This is a genomic window from Bradyrhizobium sp. Leo78 (genome assembly GCF_059512425.1).
In genome coordinates, this window is record NZ_JCAMOT010000026.1 from 101,899 (window position 1) to 124,814 (window position 22,916).

Annotated in this window: 23 protein-coding genes; 17 read left to right on the top strand and 6 right to left on the bottom strand. The window is 62.8% G+C overall.

The features are described from left to right. Positions 1–138 precede the first annotated feature (138 nt). The 11 genes from AC5ZG1_RS28455 to AC5ZG1_RS28505 all read left to right on the top strand — a co-directional run bounded on the left by AC5ZG1_RS28455 (position 139) and on the right by AC5ZG1_RS28505 (position 8,475). A complete protein-coding gene (locus AC5ZG1_RS28455) occupies positions 139–735 on the top strand; it encodes a superoxide dismutase (RefSeq protein WP_130225396.1) in 597 nt (198 codons plus the stop codon). A gap of 202 nt (positions 736–937) precedes the next feature. After that, entirely contained in the window at positions 938–1,324 is a 387-nt protein-coding gene (crcB, locus tag AC5ZG1_RS28460) for a fluoride efflux transporter CrcB (protein ID WP_028163017.1), read from the top strand. A 281-nt stretch (positions 1,325–1,605) separates the two neighbouring features. Continuing rightward, positions 1,606–2,208, top strand: a complete 603-nt coding sequence (locus AC5ZG1_RS28465) for a permease (protein ID WP_496134743.1) — start codon at positions 1,606–1,608, stop codon at positions 2,206–2,208. Further along, entirely contained in the window at positions 2,205–2,705 is a 501-nt protein-coding gene (locus tag AC5ZG1_RS28470; protein ID WP_208823980.1) for a hypothetical protein, read from the top strand. The genes AC5ZG1_RS28465 and AC5ZG1_RS28470 overlap by 4 nt, the downstream gene beginning before the upstream one ends. Before the next feature lie 51 nt (positions 2,706–2,756). Further along, a complete protein-coding gene (locus tag AC5ZG1_RS28475) occupies positions 2,757–2,960 on the top strand; it encodes a hypothetical protein (protein ID WP_496134744.1) in 204 nt (67 codons plus the stop codon). A 3-nt stretch (positions 2,961–2,963) separates the two neighbouring features. After that, a complete protein-coding gene (locus tag AC5ZG1_RS28480; RefSeq protein WP_496134745.1) occupies positions 2,964–3,716 on the top strand; it encodes a metal ABC transporter ATP-binding protein in 753 nt (250 codons plus the stop codon). A 4-nt stretch (positions 3,717–3,720) separates the two neighbouring features. Continuing rightward, positions 3,721–4,590, top strand: a complete 870-nt coding sequence (locus tag AC5ZG1_RS28485; RefSeq protein ID WP_130229405.1) for a metal ABC transporter permease — start codon at positions 3,721–3,723, stop codon at positions 4,588–4,590. A gap of 5 nt (positions 4,591–4,595) precedes the next feature. Next, positions 4,596–5,468, top strand: coding sequence for a metal ABC transporter substrate-binding protein (locus AC5ZG1_RS28490; protein WP_496134746.1), 873 nt, complete (start codon positions 4,596–4,598; stop codon positions 5,466–5,468). Between the two features lie 61 nt (positions 5,469–5,529). Further along, positions 5,530–6,579, top strand: a complete 1,050-nt coding sequence (locus AC5ZG1_RS28495; RefSeq protein WP_496134747.1) for a CobW family GTP-binding protein — start codon at positions 5,530–5,532, stop codon at positions 6,577–6,579. Continuing rightward, a complete protein-coding gene (locus AC5ZG1_RS28500; RefSeq protein WP_496134748.1) occupies positions 6,579–7,595 on the top strand; it encodes a WD40 repeat domain-containing protein in 1,017 nt (338 codons plus the stop codon). The genes AC5ZG1_RS28495 and AC5ZG1_RS28500 overlap by 1 nt, the downstream gene beginning before the upstream one ends. A 163-nt stretch (positions 7,596–7,758) precedes the next feature. Beyond that, a complete protein-coding gene (locus AC5ZG1_RS28505) occupies positions 7,759–8,475 on the top strand; it encodes an MgtC/SapB family protein (RefSeq protein ID WP_130229408.1) in 717 nt (238 codons plus the stop codon). 32 nt (positions 8,476–8,507) lie between these two features. Here the strand turns inward: AC5ZG1_RS28505 and AC5ZG1_RS28510 are convergent, their stop codons facing one another. Beyond that, positions 8,508–10,061 (bottom strand): MFS transporter, encoded by a 1,554-nt coding sequence (locus AC5ZG1_RS28510; RefSeq protein ID WP_496134749.1) that lies wholly within the window; start codon positions 10,059–10,061, stop codon positions 8,508–8,510. A gap of 508 nt (positions 10,062–10,569) precedes the next feature. On the opposite strand from AC5ZG1_RS28510, the gene AC5ZG1_RS28515 reads away from it, so the two are divergent. Then, positions 10,570–10,971 (top strand): phasin, encoded by a 402-nt coding sequence (locus AC5ZG1_RS28515; RefSeq protein WP_496134750.1) that lies wholly within the window; start codon positions 10,570–10,572, stop codon positions 10,969–10,971. A 132-nt stretch (positions 10,972–11,103) separates the two neighbouring features. Beyond that, complete coding sequence (locus tag AC5ZG1_RS28520) at positions 11,104–11,301, top strand: hypothetical protein (RefSeq protein WP_496134751.1); 198 nt, start codon at positions 11,104–11,106, stop codon at positions 11,299–11,301. A 24-nt stretch (positions 11,302–11,325) separates the two neighbouring features. Here AC5ZG1_RS28520 and AC5ZG1_RS28525 read toward each other — a convergent pair whose 3' ends face one another. The 5 genes from AC5ZG1_RS28525 to AC5ZG1_RS28545 form a co-directional block, all read right to left on the bottom strand. Continuing rightward, entirely contained in the window at positions 11,326–12,168 is an 843-nt protein-coding gene (locus AC5ZG1_RS28525; protein WP_496134752.1) for a Crp/Fnr family transcriptional regulator, read from the bottom strand. Positions 12,169–12,351: 183 nt separating this feature from the next. Beyond that, positions 12,352–13,890, bottom strand: a complete 1,539-nt coding sequence (locus AC5ZG1_RS28530; protein WP_496134753.1) for a hypothetical protein — start codon at positions 13,888–13,890, stop codon at positions 12,352–12,354. Positions 13,891–13,892: 2 nt separating this feature from the next. Further along, positions 13,893–16,157: a TonB-dependent receptor gene (locus AC5ZG1_RS28535; protein ID WP_496134754.1), complete on the bottom strand. Its 2,265-nt coding sequence runs from the start codon at positions 16,155–16,157 to the stop codon at positions 13,893–13,895. A 363-nt stretch (positions 16,158–16,520) separates the two neighbouring features. Then, positions 16,521–16,859 carry a hypothetical protein gene (locus tag AC5ZG1_RS28540; RefSeq protein ID WP_456643272.1) on the bottom strand — a complete coding sequence of 113 codons (339 nt, stop codon included), beginning with the start codon at positions 16,857–16,859 and terminating at the stop codon, positions 16,521–16,523. 138 nt (positions 16,860–16,997) lie between these two features. Continuing rightward, on the bottom strand, positions 16,998–18,122 hold the full coding sequence (locus AC5ZG1_RS28545; RefSeq protein WP_456643271.1) for a hypothetical protein: 1,125 nt from the start codon (positions 18,120–18,122) through the stop codon (positions 16,998–17,000). 207 nt (positions 18,123–18,329) lie between these two features. Here AC5ZG1_RS28545 and AC5ZG1_RS28550 point away from each other — a divergent pair, with 207 nt between their 5' ends. The 4 genes from AC5ZG1_RS28550 (at position 18,330) to AC5ZG1_RS28565 (ending at position 22,508) form a co-directional block, all read left to right on the top strand. Then, a complete protein-coding gene (locus tag AC5ZG1_RS28550) occupies positions 18,330–19,982 on the top strand; it encodes an ABC transporter ATP-binding protein (protein WP_496134755.1) in 1,653 nt (550 codons plus the stop codon). Between the two features lie 164 nt (positions 19,983–20,146). Then, the gene (locus tag AC5ZG1_RS28555) at positions 20,147–21,184 is read left to right on the top strand and encodes a cytochrome-c peroxidase (RefSeq protein WP_456643269.1); all 1,038 of its coding nucleotides are present in this window, start codon (positions 20,147–20,149) and stop codon (positions 21,182–21,184) included. A 131-nt stretch (positions 21,185–21,315) separates the two neighbouring features. Continuing rightward, positions 21,316–21,642, top strand: coding sequence for a hypothetical protein (locus tag AC5ZG1_RS28560; RefSeq protein WP_496134756.1), 327 nt, complete (start codon positions 21,316–21,318; stop codon positions 21,640–21,642). Positions 21,643–21,767: 125 nt separating this feature from the next. Continuing rightward, positions 21,768–22,508 (top strand): acetoacetate decarboxylase, encoded by a 741-nt coding sequence (locus AC5ZG1_RS28565; RefSeq protein WP_496134757.1) that lies wholly within the window; start codon positions 21,768–21,770, stop codon positions 22,506–22,508. Positions 22,509–22,916: the final 408 nt, after the last annotated feature.

A 22,916-nucleotide genomic window follows, 5' to 3' on the forward strand; every position in this document is an offset into this window, starting at 1 on the left:
TGGTTCGTTGCGCTGACGTTCTGCGAATCGCCTGCACGGCCTGCATGCCTGCGCCGAAAATGCGGTGTTTAAGTGTGATGGAACCTTCTATAAGAGGTCTCCGTTAGTGTCGTCTCCCCTCATGTTGGACATCACACCATGACTTTCACGCTACCCGACCTCCCCTACGCCCACGATGCCCTCGCGCCCTACATGTCGAAGGAAACGCTGGAGTACCATCACGACAAGCATCACCAAGCTTACGTGACCAACGGCAACAACGCGATCAAAGGGACTGAATTCGAGGGCAAATCCCTCGAGGAGATCGTGAAGGGCTCGTACAACAAGAACGCGGCCGTCTTCAACAATGCCGGCCAGCACTACAACCACATTCACTTCTGGAAGTGGATGAAGCCGAATGGCGGCGGCAGCAAGCTGCCGGGCCGTCTCGAGAAGAAGATCAACGAGGACCTCGGCGGCTTCGAGAAGTTCAAGGCCGATTTCGCCGCCGCCGGCGTCGGCCAGTTCGGCTCCGGCTGGGCTTGGCTGCAGGTCAAGGGCGGCAAGCTCGAAATCTCCAAGACGCCGAACGGCGAGAACCCGCTGGTCCATGGCGCGGTCCCGATCCTGGGCGTCGACGTCTGGGAGCACTCCTACTACATCGACTATCGCAATCGCCGTCCGGACTATCTGAAGGCGTTCGTCGACAACCTCGTCAACTGGGACTACGTCGACGAGCTGTTCGGCAAGGTGTGACGGTTTAGGCCGTCGTTCCGGATGCGACTTTCCCGACCCTCCCCCGAAAGGGGAGGGTCTGTTCGCATGTAGCGAAGCGCAATGCGAACCGGGGAGGGATCATCTCTCCACGCGGGCACCGTCTCAAGGGAGAGACTGTGGGTGCGCACATCGTTCAAGGAGAGGTGATAGTCCCTCTCGACGGCACACCAGCGGGGCAGTGGTGGGAACGGCAGCAAGCTATTTTCTGGTCTTCTTCGGCGGCGGCCTCGGCGCAATGCTGCGCCATTTCATCAATCTCGCCTGCGCGCGCAGCCTCGGCACCGATTTTCCCTACGGCACCTTCATCATCAACATCACCGGTTCGACCGTGATGGGCCTGATCGCGGGTTATCTCGCCTTCAAGGGCGAGGCATCGCAGGCCTGGCGGCTGTTCCTGATGACCGGCATCCTCGGCGGCTACACCACCTTCTCCGCCTTTTCGCTAGACGCCGCGCTGCTCTACGAACGCGGCGAACTCGGGCTCGCGGCATTCTACGTGCTCGGCTCGGTCGTGCTGTCGATCGCCGGCTTGTTCGCCGGCCTCGCCATCGTCCGCCACCTCACATGATCTCTCCGTCATTCCGGGGCGCGCGAAGCGCGAACCCGGAATCCACGGGCCACATGCACAGGCTGTGAAATGGATTCCGGGCTCGATGCGGAGCCTGTCATCGGGCCGCGCTTCGCGCGGACCCGTTGGCATCGCCCCGGAATGACAAATGGAGAGGGCGCCGCAACCGCGCATGGCCATAGCCTGCGCGCGCATGGATACGCGGCCAGCTTCCATTTGCGTCGCCTTTGTGACGGGACTAAGCAGGATGGACATTCTCACCCCGCCCTGGCCCCATTGCCTTGTCAGATGCACCGCTAAAGGATCCGCCGCCGGCCGATGACGCCGCGGAGGCCGAGTCGCCTCCCGGCCGTGTGCGCAAGCCGATCGGCTGGTCGATGATCTCAATCCTTGTGCTCGTCCTCATCTGCGCCGGCCTGGTCTATCGGCGCGACGGCGCTGACGGCGTGATCGAGATCCTCACCCACGACCTCTCGCTGTTCGGCGGGATCCTGCCGCGCGTGCTCGCGGGCTGCCTGCTCGGCGCGTTCATCGCGGAAATTCTGCCGCACGAAAAAGTCTCGCGCTCGCTCGGGCCGAAGTCGGGATTGAAAGGCCTGCTGATCGGCACCGCCTTCGGCGCGATCCTGCCGGGCGGTCCGTTCACCGCCTATCCGGTGGCGGCGGCGCTGCTCACCGTCGGCGCCGATTTCGGCGCGACGATCGCGATGGTGGTGAGCTGGACCCTGATCGGTTACGGCCGCGCGGTGGCCTGGGAACTGCCGATCATGGGCACCGAGTTCACGCTGTGGCGGATCGTGATCTCGCTGCCGCTGCCGGTGCTCGCCGGCGCCTTCGGCCGCTTCGTCTATGCCCGCATCTATCCGAACGGCGAGCCGGAATGAGCGCGGCGCTCCTGATCGACATCCTGCTGTGGGGTTCGGTCGCCGGCGTCGGCTTCATCGCCTGGCGGCGCGGACGCACCGTGCTGGTGTCGTCGTTGCGCGAAGGCTCGCTCGAATTCGCCAATATCATGCCGCGGATCGCGATCGGCGTGGTCGGGTCGGGCTATATCGCCGCCGTGATCCCGCAGGAGATCATCACCGGCTGGCTCGGGCCCGACAGCGGCTGGCTCGGCGTCGCGACTGCCGTCATCGCGGGCGCAGCGACGCCGGGCGGGCCGGTGGTCGGTTTTTCCATCGGCGCGGTGGCGCTGAAGGCCGGCGGCGGGCCACCCCAGGTGATCGCCTATGTCGTCGCCTGGGCGCTGTTCGCCTTCCAAAGGGTGATCCTGTGGGAGATACCGTTCATGCCGGCCCGCTTCGTCTGGTTCCGCGCCGCAGTCTCGGTGCCGTTTCCCTTCCTGGCCGCCGCCATCGCGATGGCGATCGGCAAACCGTGAACCATCGATCAGGTGGACTCGCGTAATGTTATAATGTAACGTTCCCGCGAAATGGCTCACGCACATCCCCATACCCACGACCACGTCCATGGACACGGCCACGACCATGTCGTCCACAGCCATGGTCCGGCAACGCCGCATCCGGCGCAGGCGGCGACTTGGTCGATCCTGCGCATGACGGTCGTCGCACGCCTTGCCGCGGCGCTCGCGGTCTGTGCCGGCCTGTGGGCCTTCGTGCTGCTGGCGATGAGGTGAGCGATGCCCGCGCAAGTGCAATTCCGCAACGTCACGCTCGGCTATGACCGCCACCCGGCGGTGCATCATCTGAACGGCGACGTCGCCTCCGGCGCGCTGCTCGCAATGATCGGCCCGAACGGCGCCGGCAAGTCGACGCTCTTGCGAGGCATCACCGGCATCCTGAAGCCGCTCTCCGGTGCGATCGACCTCGGCGGCCTCGACCACAGGGACATCGCCTATCTGCCGCAGTCGGCCGAGATCGACCGCAGTTTCCCGATCTCGGTGTTTGACTTTGTCGGCACCGGCCTGTGGCGCGGCATCGGCCTGTTCGGCGGCATCGGCAAGGACGCGCGTGAGAAGATCCTCGCCGCAATCGCCGCGGTCGGGCTCAACGGGTTCGAGAACCGTCCGATCGGCACGCTCTCCGGCGGCCAGATGCAGCGCATGCTGTTCGCACGGGTGCTGCTACAGAATGCGCGATTGATCGTGCTCGACGAACCCTTCAACGCCATCGACGCCAAGACCACCGCCGACCTGCTGGCATTGGTCAAGCGTTGGCACAGCGAGGGACGCACGGTGCTGGCGGCATTGCACGACCTCGACATGGTGCGCGCCAATTTCCCGGAAACGCTGCTGCTCGGGCGCGGGCCGGTGGCGTGGGGGCCGACCGCCGAAGTGCTGACGCCTGATAATCTCACGGTGGCGATGCGGATGTGCGAAGCCTTCGACGACCGCGCCGCCGCCTGTGCCGTGGACACCTCGCGCGCCGCCTGAAGCCATGCTCACTGACGCGCTGATCGCGCCCTTCACCGAGTTCGAGTTCATGCGCCGCGCGCTTGCCGCCGTGGTTGCGCTCTCGCTCGGCGCCGCGCCGATCGGCGTGTTCCTGATGCTGCGGCGGATGAGCCTGGTCGGCGATGCCATGGCCCATGCGATCCTGCCGGGGGCGGCGATCGGCTTCCTGCTCTCCGGGCTCAATCTGTTCGCGATGACGGTTGGCGGCCTGGCCGCGGGATTTACGGTGGCGCTGCTCGCCGGCCTCGTCGCCCGCAACACGGAGCTGAAGGAGGACGCCTCGCTCGCCACCTTCTACCTGGTCTCGCTGGCGCTCGGCGTCACCATTGTTTCGATCAAGGGCACCAATATCGACCTCCTGCATGTGCTGTTCGGCGACATTCTCGCGATGGACAACCAGACTCTGCTGGTCATCACCTTCAACGCCACCATCACGCTGCTCGTGCTCGCGGTGATCTACCGCCCGCTGGTGATCGAATGCGTCGATCCGGTGTTCCTGCGCACGGTCAGCCGCGCCGGCGCGCCGGCGCATCTGGCGTTCCTGGCGCTGGTCGTGGTCAACCTCGTCAACGGCTTTCATGCGCTCGGCACGCTGCTCGGCGTCGGGCTGATGATCCTCCCCGCAGGCATCGCCCGGTTCTGGTCGCGCGACATCACCGGCATGATCTGCATCGCGGTCGCAAGCGCGATCCTTTCGGGCTATGCCGGGCTGGTGTTGTCGTTCCAGACGCGGATTCCCTCGGGCCCCGCGATCATTCTGGTCGCGGCTGGGCTCTATCTGGTCTCGCTCCTGTTCGGCAATGTCGGCGGACTGGTCCGCCAGATGTTCCCCGGCCGGCATCTGGAGGCCTAGCGGCGATGCGACGGTGGTTCTGGCTTGCGCTGCTCGCGCTCGTCACGCTTGTAGGTCCGGCGCGCGCGCAGGAGCGCCTCAACGTGGTCGCGAGCTTCTCGATCCTCGCCGACTTGGTCCGCAACGTTGGAGGCGACAAGGTCAATGTCGCGGCGCTGGTTGGCCCCGAGGGCGATGCTCACGTGTACCGGCCGACGCCGGCGGACGCCAGAAAGGTCGCGGAAGCGAAGCTGCTCTTCATCAACGGGCTCGGGATGGAGGGCTGGCTGCCGCGGCTGGTGCAATCCGCCGGCGGCAAAGCGACCATCATCACCGTGACGGACGGCATTGCGCCGCTCAAGCTCGGCTCGGCGCCCGATCCTCATGCCTGGCAGTCCGTTGCCAATGCAAAGATCTATGTCGCCAATATCCGCGACGCGCTTGTGGCCGCTGCGCCTGCGAACGCCGCCGCCTTCCGCACCAATGCGGAAAGCTATCTGGCAGAGCTCGACGCGCTGGACAGAGAAGCGCGGCAGGCGGTCGCCACCATCCCGGAGGCGCGCCGCAAGGTGATCTCGACCCACCGCGCCTTCGGCTATTTTGCGGCCGCCTACGGTATCGAGTTCATTGCCCCCGTAGGGGTCTCGACCGAATCCGAGCCCAGCGCCCGCGATATCGCAGGGATCATCACCCAGATCAAAAAGGCGAAAATTCCGGCGATTTTTCTCGAAAATGTCAGCGATCCCCGCCTGATCCAGCGGATCGCTGAGGAGACCGGGGCCAGGATCGGCGGGACCCTCTATTCGGACAGTCTCACTGCCGAAAAGGGCGAGGCCCCCACTTACATTGCGATGGTAAGGCACAATATAAAGGCCTTGACCAGCGCGCTTGGCCACTAGGGCAGGGGCCCTCCCTGCCGGCCCGGGCAGCGCGATCTTTAGTTCCGCCCCCGGAGTCGCCATGCCAGAACCTTCTTCGCAAAAGATCCCTGTGACCGTGCTGACGGGCTATCTCGGCGCCGGCAAGACCACGCTGCTCAACCGCATCCTGTCCGAGAACCACGGCAAGAAATACGCGGTCATCGTCAACGAATTCGGCGAGATCGGCATCGACAACGACCTGATCATCGGGGCCGACGAGGAAGTGTTCGAGATGAACAACGGTTGCATCTGCTGCACCGTTCGCGGCGACCTCGTCCGCATCATGGACGGCCTGATGAAGCGCAAAGGCAAGTTCGACGCCATCATCGTCGAGACCACGGGCCTCGCCGACCCGGCGCCGGTGGCGCAGACCTTCTTCGTCGACGAGGACGTGCAGAAGAACGCCCGGCTCGATGCCGTCGTCACCGTGGCCGATGCCAAATGGCTCAGCGACCGGCTGAAGGATGCGCCCGAGGCCAAGAACCAGATCGCGTTCGCCGACGTCATCGTGCTGAACAAGACCGACCTCGTCTCAAAGCCCGAGCTCGCCGAGGTCGAGGCCCGCATCCGCGGTATCAACCCTTACGCCAAGCTGCATCGGACCGAGCGCTGCAAGGTGGAACTGGCCGACGTGCTGGAGCGGGGCGCCTTCGATCTCGACCGTATCCTCGACATCGAACCGGATTTCCTGGAAGCCGACGATCACGATCATGACCATGATCATCACCACCATGGCCACGACCATCATCACCACCATGATCATGGCCACGGCATGAAGCACTACCACGACGAGGAGATGCAATCGCTGTCGCTGCGCACCGAAAAGGCGCTCGACCCCACGAAATTCATGCCGTGGCTGCAGAACCTGGTGGCGACCGAGGGCCAGAAGATCCTGCGCTCCAAGGGCATCCTCGCCTTCGCCGGCGACGACGACCGTTACGTGTTCCAGGGCGTCCACATGATGCTGGAAGGCGACCATCAGCGGAAGTGGAAGGAGGACGAGCCGCGCGAGAGCCGGCTGGTCTTCATCGGCCGCGAATTGCCGGAGCAGGCGATCCGCGACGGCTTTGAGCGCTGCATCGTCTCGTGATGAGCGAGTTCGACCCGGGCGAGGTGCCCTCCATCGCTTCGATGACCGATCAGGTACGGCCAGTGCCGCTCGGCATGGCCGTCACATCAGTGCATTTCCTTGGCGACACCGCCCACTTCATCGGCGCCGAGGAGAATGTCGCCGTCGTCGGCGGGGAGTGCGAAGTCTCGCAGACGCCGGTGCATGGCGGCGCGATCCTCTGCTCTGTCTCGGATGGCGAGCGGATCGTCATGGGCGGTGACGATGGCAAGCTGGTCGCGCTCAATGCCAAAGGCGAGGTCTCGACCTTGGCGACCGACCCGAAGCGGCGCTGGATCGATGCCGTGGCGCTGCATTCCGATGGCGCGGTGGCGTGGTCGGTGGGCAAGACCGCGTTCGTGCGTCCGGCCAAGGGCGAGGAAAAATCCTTCGATGCGCCGTCCACCGTCGGCGGTCTTGCCTTTGCGCCAAAGGGCCTCCGGCTCGCAATCGCCCATTATGGCGGCGCGACGCTGTGGTTTCCCAACATGGCGGCCAAGCCGGAATTCCTGGAATGGGCGGGCTCGCATCACGCCGTCACCTTCAGCCCTGACAACAAATTCCTGGTCACCGCGATGCATGAGCCGGCGCTGCATGGCTGGCGGCTCGCCGACAACAGGCACATGCGCATGAGCGGCTATCCCGGCCGGGTGCGGTCGATGTCGTGGAGCGCCGGCGGCAAGGGGCTTGCGACCTCAGGGGCCGACACCGTCATCATCTGGCCCTTCAACAGCAAGGATGGCCCGATGGGCAAGCAGCCGGCGATGCTGGCGCCGTTGCAGGCGCGCGTCGCGGTCGTCGCCTGCCATCCGAAGGACGACATCCTGGCGGCCGGCTATAGCGACGGCACCGTGCTGATGGTGCGTATGGAGGACGGGGCCGAGATACTGCTCCGTCGCAACAAGGGCGTGCCAGTCTCCGCACTGGCCTGGAACGCCAAAGGTACGCTATTGGCATTCGCGGACGAAGACGGCGACGGGGGGCTGCTGGCGTTTTAGAGCATGATCCGGAAAAGTGGAAACCGGTTTTCCCTCGCGACAAACGCGAAGCGTTTGCGCGGAGATCATGCTCAAACAAGAAAGAGATGAGATCATGATCCGATTCCGTCTAATCGGATCATGATCTCATCGTCTTGTCGTGTCCAAGCCGTATTGAGGGGCTATGCGGTTTCTGACGACCTTCCAACTCGCTGATTTCTTCGACACGCTGATAAGCCTGACCACAGCCTTTGTGCTGGGCACGCTGATCGGCGCCGAGCGGCAATATCGCCAGCGCACCGCGGGCCTGCGCACCAATGTGCTGGTCGCGGTCGGAGCGGCTGCGTTCGTCGATCTTGCGATGCGACTGTCGGGCGCGGACGGCGCCGTGCGGGTGATCGCCTATGTCGTGTCGGGCATTGGCTTTCTCGGCGCCGGTGTCATCATGAAGCAGGGCATGGATGTGCGCGGGCTCAACACGGCGGCGACCTTGTGGACATCAGCCGCGGTCGGCTCTTGCGCCGGCGCCGACATGGAGGCGCAGGCCGCAGCGCTCACCTTCTTCATCCTCGCCGGCAACACGCTGCTGCGGCCGCTGGTGAATGCCATCAACCGCATCCCGCTCGACGAGCAGGCATCGGAGGCGACCTACTATTTCAAGCTCGCGGTCTCCAGCGACGCCTTGCCGGCCATGCGCGACCAATTGGTCGAGAAGCTCGAGGCCGCCAGCTACCCGGTTGCTGATATCGATCTCCAGGAGATCGGTGACGATCTGCTGGAGATCGTGGCGACGCTGGTCAGCACGTCAGTCAATCCCAATGAGCTCAATGCCGTCGCGGTGGACCTGCAGCGTCAGGCCGGCGTCCGCCACGCCACCTGGGAAGTCAACACAGCCGATTAGGGCGTCGAACTGCGCCTGGCTGCGGGGTTGTGTCAGGTGCCTGCACGCTTGGGGCGCGGCGCGATCCACACCCAACCGGCGAGGCCGGCAAGTGCGGCGCAGCTTGCGGGCACCAGCATGATCGTGCTCAGCGCCCGCTCGAATGCGGCTATTGCCCCTGCATGAGCGTCCGCCTGTCCGGACATCACGGCATTCAGGGCCTCGTTGGCTTGCGCGGGCGTTGCTCCGGCAAGATCATGCAAGAAGTTTGCAAAGAACACCACCCCGAGTGCCGCAACCGCGAGCAGGCCGCCAACGCGAGCGACCGCGTTGTTGATGCCCGAAGCAATCCCGGCGTGGGCTTCGCCGGCGGTTGCCATCACAGTCGACGTCAGCGGTGGAACCGTGATCGACATCCCCACGCCCAGCAGGACCATCGACGGAAATACGCTAATCCAGTAAGGCTGCCTGAGATCGACAAAGGCAAGTATCGTAAATCCGCAGGCTGCGACGATGGGCCCGACAGTGAGCAACAGCCGCGGCCCCCAACGGTCAGCAATGGTCCCGGCGAATGACGCCCCGAATCCCATGATCAGGGCAAAAGGCAGCAACGCCGCGCCGGCCTGGGTCGCCGAGTAGCCGCCGACGCGGATCAGGCCGAACGGCAGATAATAGAGCGCACCTCCGAGCGCGAAGTAGAGCAACAGCGTCAACGCATTCGTTGCTGAAAAATCGCGAGATTGATAGAGCGACAACGGCATCATCGCCCGCTCATGGAGACGGGCTTCAATCACGACGAACGAAGCCAGGAAAGCGGCTCCCACTCCCAGGGCAACCAGCACTGTCTTGTCGCGAAATCCCGACGCCGGAATGGCGCTGAGGGACCATGTCATCGCAGCAAGGCCAATCGCGACTGAGGCGGCGCCGCTCCAGTCGAGTTGCTTCGCCCGGGGATCGCTGCTTTCGCAGCCGAAGCGAAGCGCAAGTCCGGCCGCGGCAATGGCGAGCGGGACATTGAGGAGAAAGATCGCCCGCCACGATACCTGGTCGACCAGCCAGCCGCCCAACATCGGACCGGCCGCCATCATCAGTGCACCTGCGCCCGCCCATATCCCGATTGCCCGGATCCGTTCATCCTTGCCGAAGGTCGCTCCTAACATCGCCAGACTGGCCGGCGTTAACAGCGCGGCGCCAAGACCTTGAACCGCACGGCTGACGATAAGCACCATGATATTCGGTGAGAGCCCGCAGACGATGGAGGCGGCGGTGAAGACCGCGATGCCGATAACAAAAATCCGGCGTCGGCCGTAGAGATCGGCCGCCGAACCTCCGATCAGCACGAGCGCACCAAGCAGCAGCAGGTAGGCGTTGACGATCCACTGTGTCGCAGCCGCATCTGCATTCAGCGCCTGTTGGATTGCGGGTAACGCGATGTTCACGACAGAACCGTCGAGGAGAGCCATGCTGGACCCAATGACGGCTGCGGCCAGCGTCAGCCACTTGCGTCTCTGTGACAGGGCAGCGTCAAAAGCCGGTGTCGCCTCGATGACCCCGGCGTCGCACGGCGGCTGTGTGAATCCAATCATTGGATGCCCGAGTAAGGACATTGGTCCTGGGTTAGGCTGCACCTGTCAGTCGCTGAGGACAAGCGCGATGGGCTCGGGGCGGTAGCAGCGATTGCGTACCACCGGGTCACCCGGCGCAAAAAAAGGAGGGAGCGGCTGGTTGCTCGGCCGCTCTTTTGCCGTGAACACAATCCCCGTCAGGCGGCTCGCTTCATACGCCGGAGACTTGCGCCGTATGGACCTACGGAGCGAGGCGGTCGCTACCTACGAAAAACGTTTCGAGAGTCAGAAAGCGAACCGAAGTCTCGGCGCTCGTCGAGCATAGTCCGGTAGATGGGGGCACGGCGCGACAACTCCGTTCCGGTCCGACATCTGGGAAATCCTTCCCGGCTCGTTCGTGGCACGCTCGCTTCGAGAGAGCCGGGATTGCGTATCGAACTGCCGCTGGTTCCAGTCTCGCTTGAAAGGATTACAACCCGTGAATGATGCATACTCGAATGAAATGAATGCCAATCCGACTGCCGGTGCTGACACGAAACGCGGATTCGACATGCCGCTGTTCGCGATACCGGGAGTGTATCAGAACATCGCCGAGCAAAGCATGCTGCGGGCGAAGGAAAATTGCGAAAAGATGAAGGCCGCTTCTGGCGAGATCGCCGACATCCTCAAGGAAGCCTGCTCGACCAACGCGAAAGGCGCCGCCGACTACGTGGCCAAGTTGATCGAGATCTCGGGCGCGAACACCAGCTCCGCTCTTGAATTTCTCACACATCTGATGGGGACGAAGTCGCTGCCGGAGATCATCCAGCTATCGGCCACGCATGGCCGCAAGAATTTTGAGGTCACCTCTGCTCAGAACAAGGAACTGTGGGAGCTTACTCAGGAAGTGGCGAAGGAGACTGCCGAGCCTATCAGGAAGAGTCTTGCCAGGGTGCTGCGGACGGGTCCCTAGATCGAACGTCTGTTAAGCGCCACGGAGAATCGGCTGGACGAAAAGCGCCTCCCGCGAGAAGAGGCGAAGTCCAGCCGATGGCCCGCGGAATGCTGCTGATGCAGCAACTCGGGACATTGAGGGAGGACCAAGATGGGTATCGTCATGATCAAATGCCCGCAGACGGGACGCGCGATGCCTACGGGCATGAAAGCCGATCGCGAGAAGTTTCGATGCAGTACGGTGTTCTTCGCGCGCACCTATTGCTCGATCTGCCAGACCAACCATGAATGGTTTGCCAAGGAAGCGTGGGTCTACGAGACGGACGAAAGAGTGAGGAGCGTGTGCTAAGGCTGGCCACTAGCTAACCGTTCTTCAACGGTGCCTTGCACGGTGAGCGGCCGCTCCGTGGGCGTGTGCGCGGTGCTGCGCTCCGTTCTCGGCGGTCGGTAGCGGGGTGTGCGCGCGCGGCCTTTCATGCACTGGCCAGGAGTGACCGCGCGGCGTCATCCCGTTTGTCGAAACGATACGCTCGATCCTGCTGCGCATGATCTGGTAGCAGTCGCATGCCGCTGCTTCGAGCCGCGGCCTGTCGATTTCGATCGAGCTTCGCCGATTGGACCTGATCGCTCCCGACGCGCGGAGCTTGGATACGACATGGGTCACCGTCGTTCGTCGCACGCCCAGCAACTCCGAAAGCGTCTCCTGCGTAAGCGGCAGCATGTCGCTTTCGGTCCGGTCGTGGATGTGCAGCAGCCAATGGGCCAACCGGGCTTCGACTGAGTGCAGCGCATTGCAAGCCGCAACATGCTGGAGCTGCACTATCAGGGCCCTGTTGAGCCTATTGACGGCGGCCTTGAGGGCGTGGCTGTGCTCGAGCGCCGCATGGAAGCGTGCCGGAGAGAGCTGCAAAGCAGTTCCGGCGATCCGAACCACCATCGTCATCGGCGAGCGGGCCGGCCCGAGCGCCGTGAGGATGTTTACCGCGCCCTCTTTGCCGACGATCGCGGTGGTGACCGTTTGTCCGTTCGGCATGTCCATAACGTGCGCGACCAGCCCGCTGGAAGGGAAATAGATCTGTTCAATCAGATCGCCCGATCGCGCCAGGACGGCGTCGCGTTTGAGCGACACGTTCCGGAAATGTGGCGCAAGCAAATCCAAGTCCGCTTGCGGCAGCGCGGCCAGCAGTCGATTTTCAATCCTGGTCTCATGCTCCATCGCGGGAAAGCTCCTTCCCAGAGACGGAGGCGAGGTGCACTTAGTGCCATGCGCACTAACCCACCACGCCGGACCACTAAAAACGGCCGCGCGGGAGAAAGTTCCAATGGGAGCCGCAGCGCTAGGTGGCGGGGTGCGCCACGCCATCTGGAAAGTCAACACAGCCGATGGGGGCCTCGGTCGTCAGCGCTTCTCCGGCGCGACCTTGTAGCCGACGATGCGTGTGTTCCAGACGCAGGGAGTGGCATCATTGGCCCACTGCTGGGTCGCCCACAATGTCTTGCGGTCCACCGGGTCGAGCGCGGTCAGGATGCCGACCGAATTCCCCATCGGGCTCACGTTCCTCTCATTCGGGCAGGTGTAGGGATGCGTGCCCGCGACGATCGTCGTCGGGCCGGTGAACGTGTTGGCCGGATCGTCGTGGCGGCGGGTCCAGAGCAGGACCGACAGGTTTGCGCGCGCGCTTGAGGACGTGCCGACGATGCCCAGGTTCCCCGCATCGTCCACGCCAATCGTGCCAAACTCCAGGTGATTGTCAGGGCTGGCAATCTTTGCCGTCTGGCTGACCACGCAGGCGGCCGGCTGCGAGCAATCGAGGTCCACCCAGATCAGCAAATTGTTGGCATCAGCGCCCTGTGCCCCGCAGGAGTCAGTGCATGGCCCGGACCCGAGGACGCCATACAGGTGCGAGCCGTGCTGGACGACATTCATCAGGCGGTGGCTGGTTGCGGCGCGAAGGGTGACGTCGCTGTCGGCCTGCGGGATCGACATGGTCTGGCCGCAGCACGGCGTGTTGTAGAGCCACTTGTTCTCCTTCGAGCCGATATCGGTCTTGATCACCTGCTGGGCGCCGCCGGCATTGTAGGTGCCGGTGGCGCCATTCCACCTGAAGGTGTTCACGATCCAGTGAAACGAGAAATTGGTCGAGCGCTGGCAGGAGTATTGCGCCGCGTGGTCGCAGCTCTTGTTGGCAAAGAACGCCGGAGCCGATGGTGCCTTCGATCGATCGTGGTCAACCGCAGGGACGATGTCGAGCGGCAGGTTGTGGCCACGGTTGATATGGGCTGGCGCTGTGCCTTGCGCGATCGCCTTGATCTCATCCGGCGGTACTGCAAAGCAGTCGTAGGACACGCCCGGCACCGTGCTCGGATTGTCGTCGCCAGCGTGGCCTCCGCAGATGTACACACCGTTCTTGTCGTAGCCCAGCTTGATGCCGGGATTGCGGTCGAGGCAGGGGCCGCCCTGCAGGCAGGACAGGTAGGTGCCGCCCCACGAATCCGTCGCGTCGGCGCTGGCGCTCACAAGCGTGCAGTCGTTGGCGCAGGTCACGGTGATGATCCAGCGCTCGATGAACTCGTTGTAGACGATATGCGGCTCGAACGGTCCGCCGCCTTTCGCCGGGTTCGGGTCGAGCCCGGCGCTGCGGATCAGTGCGGCCAGCGGCGTGGATTTCAACAGCTTGCCCGTAGTGTCATACACGTTGATGTTCTGCCAGGTGACCTGCACGATCTGCTTGCCGCTCGCGGCAACGTCCATCTCCGCCCGATCACAATGGATCGGCCCCCCGTTCGATTTGCACACCGCCTGACCTGGTCCGCGGTCGCCCTCGAACGAGTTGACGGTCTGCGCGCTCGCGGCTCCCCAATGAGACAGCATGGGCAAGACGATCAGCAGAGCACCAACGGCAAGCTGCTTTCCGTAGACATGATTTGGTTCAGCCATCGCTAGAAGTTGAAAGTTGTCGAGACCAGATAGGTTCTGGGCGCACCGAGATAGACGTATCTGTTGGTGTTCGCGCCCTGCCAGTAGTTCTTGTCGAACAGGTTCTCGACCTGGAAGCGCACCACCACCGGCTTGTTGTTCCACGGCGCCGTAAAGGTGTAGCGCGCACCCGCGTCGTAGCGTGCCCAGTCCGAGACCAGCAGCGTATTGGCCTGATCGGCGAAGAAGCTGCCGGTATAGATCGCGCGTCCCGTCAGCGTCAGGCCGTGCAGGAACGGCACGTCCCACTCACCGCCGAGATTGAGCTGTGTGTCGGGCACGCTGAAAGTCCGGTAGCCGTCAAACTGCCCGCGCTCGGTCTTGTCCTGACGCGCATCGATGAACATCACGCCGCCCAGCAGCCGCACGCCTGGCGTGACCTCACCGAAGACATTCAGCTCGACGCCGCGGTTGCGGCTCTCGCCGGATTGCGTCAGCGTGTTGGTGACGAAATCGACGAGCTGCAGCGGCCGGTTGATGTCGAAGGCGCTGACGGTCGTCGTTATCCGGCCCCAATCGACCTTGGCGCCGACTTCATATTGCCGGGTCCGATAGGGTGGCAGGACCTGGCCGGCATTGGCATACTGAGCGCCGACCACGGTGCCGGCCTCGAGCCCTTCGATGTAGTTGGCATAGATGGAGACGTTCTCCAGCGGCTTGATCACCACCGCATAGGCCGGCGTCGTCGCCGAAGTGTCATAGCCGGACGTCTGCAGCCCGGTCGTTGCACTGAACGAGCGGCTCTCGACATATTGCTGGCGCACGCCCGCGGTGAACTGGACGCGACCGTTTGCCACCGACATGATGTCGGCAATGCCGAAGCTCGACAGATGCGTATCCGAGATTTTCGGCGGTGCTCCCACCGAGATCAGCGGCGTCGGGCTCGGACGCGGGCTATAGAGATTGGACGTGAAGGCCGTGCCCGTCGTGTTGATGATGCCGACGTCACCTTCGGATCCCGTCGCGTTGAAATTGATCGCGTGATGGATTGGCCCGGTATCCACCGAGGCACGGAAGCCCGCCTGCACCGCCGCCTGGTCGCGGGTCTGGCTGTTCAGTCGTGGCGAACCGTCGAAATTGCCGTTGAGGTTGGTGACCCTGATATCCGAATAAAGATACTTGGTCTCGCCCTTCACCACGCCGGCCTGGGCATAGGCCGTCAGGTTCTCGGTGATGTCGACCTCACCCTGCACGAGGCCGAATTTGCCTTCGCCGTTCCAATAGCCCCAGCTTGGCATGAAGCTCGCGCGTGCATCCGGCGGCACCGGCACGCCGGTCAGCGTCGGACCTAACACCACGAAGCGCGTCATGGCGTCGACGTTGTTCTTCTCGTAACCGACATCCGCGGATAGGCGGACGCGCTCGCCGCGGTAGTCGAGGCCTAGCGCTGCGGTCCCGAGCTCCTGGCTCTGGTTGGCGAGTTCGGTATCGCCGTTGCGATAGCTGCCGTTGAACCGGACGCCGAATTCGCTCGCTTCGCCGAACCGGCGACCGACGTCGAAATGCGTGCCGAACTGCGAGCGCGAGGCATAGGTGTTGGTGAGCTGCGCGATCGGATCATCGCCAGCGCGCTTGGTAACGAGATTGATGCTGCCGCCGACGCCGCCGTCCGGCGGCATGCCGCTCAGCAGCGCGCCCGGCCCCTTCAGCACCTCGACGCGTTCGATCGCGGCCAGCGACGAGAACGAGAAAGCCGATGCGATGCCGTACAGTCCGTTGATGCCGTAGGCCGAACTCGGCACATTGAAGCCGCGGATCGACACAAAGTCGAAGCCGTAGGCGCGCGGCACGTTGGAACGGATCGACGGATCGTTGGCGAGCACGTCATCGAGCTTTCGCGCCTGCTGATCCTGGATTGTCTGCGCGGTGTAGCTGGTCTGGTTGAACGGCGTGTCCATCACGTTGCGATTGCCGAGCATGCCGACCTGGCTGCCCGAAGCCACCTGCCCGCCCGCATAAGATGGCGGCAGGCTGCCGATTATGCCGGTCGGCGGTGTCGTCCGCGCACGAGGCTCGACAGGGCGCGGAGCCGCCGCACGCGGCGCAGTTGCGGCATTTTGGCGCGGTGCGACACGACGCGCCGCGCGCGGCGTTGGCGCATGCACCTGCACGGCCGGCAGCTCGTGCGACGTCTGCGCAACGGCTGTGTCTCCGCCATCAATCAGCAACGCAAGTGCGCTCGCTGCAGCCAGAAGGGTTTTCTTGTGAAGTGTAGTCCCGCACGTCATCAGATCAGTCGCCCCAAAAATCCCCAGCCGACTTCTGTCGGCTACCGGGATCGCGACCTACAGGAGGTCGTGGTGCGGTCACAATGCGGCGGGCTTAGATTCCATCTAGCTTTTCACGCAGATTGAGAAGCGAAAGGCTGCACACAACTCCGCGCACGGCGCGATGTGACCACAGCGATTGCGTCTGACCTTCGACTTTCGTTCGTTCTTTGGAAGCTGCCGTCATCCACGAGAATTCAACTAAACAATCGCGCTTCGATACCTGCAGGCGCGCGTCTCACTTGGCTACGGCTGTGCTTCCATGCCACCAACGAAGCAGGCATGTACGATGTGGATTTGAACGGAAGAAGCGACTTCCCGCGGTCAGCCTAGCACCTTCTTCTGCAGATAGCTGAAGGCAACGAAGACCAGCACGGCGCCAAGGATCCGGAGCAGATAGAGCATGCCCTGAGGCCACCCATTATAGCGCACATCTTGGTGGTTCTTGTCCAAGTGGATGCCCGGGATCACTGAATCCAGAGCTAACAGGAAAGGACTCTTCGGTTGGTACGAGCCTGCAGCCAGACGAGTGGAGGCGTGCCAGAAGATCCCCCAGCCAAGCAGCACGAATCCGGCGATCCACAAGAAACCCACTTCCGGATGGAAGCCGTAATCGGCGACAAGCCATGTGAAAGTGAGGCCAACAAAATCCAGCGATACCAAGTCCGCCCAGTGCCAGTCTTGGTTGTTCTTGGCAATCAGGATCTTGTCTGAGTTATGGGTTTCGCCGCGTTGCGCGTATGACTTGGCGATCAGCGTATACGGTTCCAGGTCGGGACGACCGTGAGTGCGGATTTCGGCCTATGCATCCATGGCGCGGATGACCGGCATCGGGTCCGGACCGAAATAGGCATTGGCGAAGATGAACTGGTCGAGCTTGATCTGCTGAGGCGATGCCCCCGTAGGGCTGGTCTGAATGGTGAAGACCCCGTGGTCCACGGACTCGGTGATGCTCAGCTCTGGTCTATCGGTGTCCCTGGAGCGGTTCCAGTCAGGCTGAAGGATGAACAGGTCGCCAACTTTCACGCGCTTCAAGTCGATCGCGTCGTAGGACCCTTCCAGGATCGATATCCGGTCGTCGATCCGGGCCGTATGAATCGTCAGTGCTCCATCCGGCTTCTCTACATCCAATGGCGGCGGATCGGGAACCGCATGGCCCGGTCCGACCTTCTTCGCGGTAACCGATACCTTGTTCAGCAGGAAATGCTTGGCCGCCACCAATTGCATCTTGATGCTTGCCAAGTGGGAGTTCTCCAACCTGAGATCGCCATCAATGGTCGTATTCTGGATTGCGAGCCTCTCGACATATGCGTTTCGTATGTCCAGCGATTTCAGCGCCGCGGTGTCGATAACAAGTCGGTCGGTACTGAACCCAAACAACCTGAGCGGTACGTTCCAGGTGTGACGCCTCAATTCAGGGTCGCCGAAAATCATTGCCAGAAATTTGCCGCTCAGCGTTCGCGATTCGTCGGTGGCCAGCTTCTCGGGGTTCTTATTGTTCTCCGTTCGAAGAGCTTCAAGCTTCTGCCGGTACACCGCATCGCGCTTGGGTGAATTTTTCTCCTGTCTGTCCGCGTAGTCGTTCGCTTCCTTCTCGTCGAAATCGACGTTGAGATGCCGGCAGATTTGTTGCCATGCCCATACCTCAGGTTCCGACCAGGCGTCGGAAGCCATCCTCTCGCACTTTTTTGCGTCGACAATGAAGACAGCGGTTGCTGCCAGGTCTTCCGATGGCGTGCCGTTAGGCTGATCGGCGGGTTTGAAGGTTGCCTGGGCAGCGCACGTGGCAGAGGCCGAGATCAGGCAGATGCTGCAGCAGGCCACAAAAGCAACAAGCGATCCCCGCTTACGCCAACGCTGTATCCATTCCAAACAAGCTGTGCTTTGCATGGCCGTGCCCTCCGGCATCGGATGGATCATCGTCAATTTAGCAGGAAACTCCCACGAGCAATGTGAGCAGCTTCACACCGTTCGCGGGTGTTCAGTGCGGACTGGGGTACCCGACCATGCTCCCATTGAGTAGAGGGTTTACGTTTTTTCCTAAAGCCGTCGCCGCTATCGTTGATCGGTCATGGCCTCTGAGACAGAATTGGCCAACCGCAATTTGCGTGAATCGCTGCAAATCAGAAACTTATGACCAAGCCCGCGAGCAACGCCCCTATCGCCGAAATCTTCCATGCCTACTGGAAATCCGACTGGCGGGCGCTGTCGCTGGTGGCGGCGGTCGTCTTCCTGTCGAGCGCCAGCGGCATCGCTGCGCCGTACCTGTTCTCGCGCCTTGTGGACCGGCTGACCAAAGAGACTGTTGTCTCGGACCTTCTGTGGGCGTTCCTGCTCTACGCCGCGCTGGTGGGCGTTGCCTCGGCGCTGCAGCGCGCGGTGCAACACCTGTCGGTGATGACGGCCGAAAACCTCGGCTTCATCGTGAGCACGCGGTTCTTCGAACGCATTTTGAGGAAAAGATCCGACTTCTTCGTCGAGCATAACCCGGCCGAGATCCAGACTGCCGGCGCCCAGGGGCGTGGCGCGCTGACGACGATCATGCACATCGCGCTGATCGTGTTCATTCCGGGCGCAACGCAGATCGCGCTCACGCTCGTCACCCTCTTGAGCATCGAGGTTGTGGCGATCGTCGCCGCCTACGGCGCCGCCGTGATCGGGATGACATTCGTCTCGACGCGTCGATCGCAGACCCTTCTCGACGCTGCCGTCTCGGCTGCGCAGGAAAATGCTCGATTCGTCGGCAACGCGATGAACGCGATGGAGACGTTGCGTCATCTCGGCAGTCATGCGTGGATGAGCCGCCGCTTCACCGAGAAGGCTCGCGCGGTAAAGGATGGCTGGCGGGCTTACACATTCCGTCGCGCCGGCTCGTCGGCCCTGCTGGGCCTGGGTCTCTCGATCCAATTCGCCGTCAATTTCCTGCTGTTGCTGCCCCGCCATCAGGCCGGAGCGATGACGGTCGGCGATATCGTGCTGTTCAACGCCCTGTTGCTCCAGCTCAACCTGCCGTTCGAGATGATCGCCCAGACGATGGACGTTTTCGCGCGTTCCCGAGCGCAACTCATTCCGCTCGCGGACATGTGGCGGGCTCCGGAAGTGAATGAATCGCCGCATGCAGAGACCTTTGTCCCCCGAGAGGGACGCATCACCTTCGACGATATCAGGTACGATTACGGCAATGGTCGTGGGGTCGATGGCATCAGCTTCACGGCAAGCCGCGGCTCCATCACGTTTATCGTAGGCGAGACCGGCTCTGGAAAGTCGACCATCTTCAAGCTCGCGCTGAAATCCATCGAGCCTCATTCAGGTCGCATTCTGGTCGACGACATCGACCTCCTGCGCATCGCGCGCGCCGACTGGTACCGCGCCATAGCGGTCGTGCCCCAGGACGTCGCGCTGCTGAACGAAAGCCTTGCAGACAACATCATTCTAGGTCGCCCTCGCGATGAGGCCCGGCTTCGCGACGTCTCAGAAAAAGCGGCTATCCTGTCTTTCATCGATGCGCTCCCGGAGGGCTTCGAGACCAAGGTCGGCGAACGTGGCCTGAAGCTGTCGGGCGGGGAGCGCCAGCGCATCGCGATCGCCCGCGCTTTGTATGGCAATCCGAGCGTTCTTTTCCTCGACGAGGCGAGCTCTGCGCTCGATGACGCGACCGAGCGGGACATCATGAACCACGTTCGTACCCTGGTTCGCTATGTCACGGTGCTGGCCATCACGCACCGAAGATCCGTCCTTGGCGACGCGGACAATGTCGTGGATCTCAGCGATCCCCGGCCCTTGTGATCAGTTGGTTGCGTAGGTCGGTCGATCGACAGCATGCAATAGCGTCCGCGAACAGCGGCAGCATTGCAGGTTTCGACCTGAAGCGGGCCGTTTGATCCCGATCAATGAGGAGCGAGTGCATTTGGACCTATTCCAACATTGGTCGTGGTTGGGAGCTCGATACTATGCGCAAGTTCTTATCTGTCGCTGTTGCGATGCTGGCCTCTTCACAAGCTGTCGCTGATGACGATCTCATGAAGGCTGCCAAGCAGCTCTTCACACCAATCCCTTCGGTGCTCCCCGCTGTCAAAAACAACGCCGTCACGCGCGACAAGATCGAGCTCGGCAAGATGCTGTTCTTTGATCCGCGCCTGTCGGCAAGCGAGATCATCAGTTGTAACACCTGCCATAACGTTGGCACCGGCGGCGTCGACGCCGGTCCGACCTCCGTCGGTCACGGCTGGCAAAAGGGTCCGCGCCGGGCGCCAACGGTCTATAACGCGGTGTTCAATGTGGCGCAGTTCTGGGACGGACGCGCGGCAGACCTCAAGGCGCAGGCGAAGGGTCCTGTGCAGGCGAGCGTCGAAATGAACGCGACACCGGATCACGTGATCAGGACGCTGACGTCCATGCCCGACTATGTCGCGATGTTCAGGAAGGCGTTCCCCAACGAAGCATCCCCAGTTACCTTCGACAACTTTGCCAAGGCGATCGAGGCGTTTGAGGCGACTCTGATTACGCCGGCCGCGGCCTTCGATCAGTACCTTGAAGGGGATGCCAACGCCCTCGGCGCGCAGCAGAAGGCGGGATTGAAGCTGTTCATGGACAAGGGGTGCTCGTCCTGTCACAACGGCATCAACATCGGCGGCCAGGACTACTTCCCGTTCGGCGTGATCGAAAAGCCGGGTTCGGACGTGTTGCCCAGCGGCGACAAAGGCCGGTTCGCGGTCACCAAGACGGCGAGTGACGAGTACGTGTTTCGCGCCGCGCCTCTCCGCAACGTCGCCCTGCGAGCACCGTACTTTCACTCGGGCCAGGTCTGGAGCTTGAAGCAAGCCGTCGGCGTGATGGGCGAAGTTCAGCTTGGTGCCAAGCTAACTGACAAGGAAGAGAACGATATCGTGGCGTTCCTGAATTCGCTGACCGGGCAATTGCCAAGGATCGAATATCCCATATTGCCCACGCGCACGGATGCAACACCGCCGCCGTCGCTCGGAAAATAGGCCGTTCTTTTCCGGGTCCGGTGGCTCGGGCCACCCGCGCCCCAGGTCGGTACAGTTCCCGTTGCCCCGTGCGCGGAACCAGGTCTCGCTGGAATCGTTGAACCCGCAGACAATGACGCGGGTAGAACGAGATGGCGACCGACAGGCAGCGCAGCTACCGGAAGGATATTCTGATCGCATCCGCCCTGTTTGTGGGCGGACTTGTGATTTCCGTCGCTTCGCTGGTGGAGATCGCAGCGCGTCAATCCGAGGAGGTGGCGCAGGCGACGCCGCCAGTGCAGTCTTCCCCGCCCGAGCCGCAGACGAAGCCAGCCGAATCAAAGCCAGGAGGCGAGCGGCCGACCACGCCGGCGCCCGAGCCCGCACGTCCCGACCCTGACGCGCAGAAGATCGGCGCGCAACCCGCGCTGCCACCGGCGCCTGCGGAAAAGACCGCTCCGCCGGTCCAGAAAAAGTGATGTCCTCTCATTCCCCCGGATCGGCCTGAACGGATCCTGCCGAATTTACGGTCTCGCCTGCGTCGCTCTGTCGCCGCATAATCGCGGTCTGCCAACGACACGCCAACAACCTTTGGGGCCAGCAGATGAAGATCGACGATGTCAGGCGAAGTGCCTATTCGATGCCGCTCACCAGCCCCGCGTTTCCGCCGGGGCCCTATCGCTTCTTCAACCGAGAATATTTCGTCATCACCTACAGGACCGATCCCGAAGCGCTCGCCGCCGTGGTGCCCGAGCCGCTCGAGGTCGCCGAGCCCGTGGTGAAATACGAATTCATCCGGATGCCCGACTCCACCGGCTTTGGCGACTACACCGAGACCGGCCAAGTGATCCCGGTTCGCTTCAAAGGGGAGGAGGGGGCTTACACCCACGCGATGTATCTGGACGACGAAGGGCCGATCGCCGGCGGGCGCGAGCTCTGGGGATTTCCGAAGAAGCTCGCGAGGCCAAAGATCGAGGTCGAGAGCGACGTGCTGGTCGGCACGCTGCACTACGGCTCGGTGCTCTGCGCTTCCGCCACGATGGGCTACAAGCACCGTCCGGTCGATCATGACGCCGTGCTGAGTGGCATGAACGCGCCGAACTTCATCCTGAAGATCATCCCGCATGTCGACGGCAGCCCGCGCATCTGCGAGCTCGTGCGCTTCCATCTCGAAGAGATCACGCTGAAGGAAGCCTGGACCGGCCCTGCCGCTCTCGGCCTGTTCCCGCACGCGCTCTGCGACGTCGCGCGGCTTCCGGTCCGCGAGGTCGTCTCCGCCCTGCATTTCAAGGCGGACCTGACGCTCGGGCTCGGCACGGTGGCGTTCGATTATATGGCAACATGACCGGAGACCGCGCCAGACCCTCGCGGCTTCGTCATGGCCGGGCTTGACCCGGCCATCCATGTCTTGGCCAACCGAGGCGAAGCGTGCATGCGCGGCGCGAGGCCGCGCATGACCTCGTTGGCCGCAGCGCCGGCCCGGCATGCGTCACGGATCACCGATCAGGTGGCGCTATCCACGGGCGACTGCGCTGTCGCTTTAGGCGTGATGAGATCAGGTCGAGTTGGCGCCACGCTGGAAGTGCCTCACCTCTCCCCATCGGGGAGAGGTCGGATCGGTCCTAACCGGCTACATAGGTAACAGAATAGACCGGCGACATGGGTAACAGGTCAACTGATCGGCAAGGAGGAGCTTGCCGATGGGTTGGATGGAGACCTGTGCTGTGGATGAACGGATGCGGTTTGTGGTGGC